At 36.5% G+C, this 266-nt stretch carries 1 protein-coding gene; it reads left to right on the top strand.

Features of this window, described 5'->3' with window-relative positions:
* Positions 1-266, top strand: a 266-nt coding sequence (locus tag HMPREF3265_RS02880) for a recombinase family protein (RefSeq protein ID WP_141764266.1), incomplete at both ends; no start/stop codon positions are given.

Here is a 266-nt window from a genome sequence, read left to right as displayed (position 1 = left end):
ATTGAATTTGCGAGGTCAGGAGATACGATTGTTGTTTGGAGACTAGATAGACTAGGACGTAACATGGCAGATTTAATCACATTAGTTAATGAACTTAATAATCGAGGCGTGAGTTTTCATAGTTTAGAAGAAAATATAACAATGGATAAATCAAGTTCTACAGGACAATTGTTATTTCATTTATTCGCAGCATTTGCAGAGTTTGAACGTAATTTAATTTTAGAACGTTCTTCAGCGGGGCGAATTGCAGCTCGTGCTAGAGGACG

Source organism: Staphylococcus sp. HMSC62B09, assembly GCF_001839115.1.
Taxonomy (GTDB): Bacteria; Bacillota; Bacilli; order Staphylococcales; family Staphylococcaceae; genus Staphylococcus; species Staphylococcus haemolyticus.
This window is presented reverse-complemented; position numbering and strand designations above follow the sequence as displayed.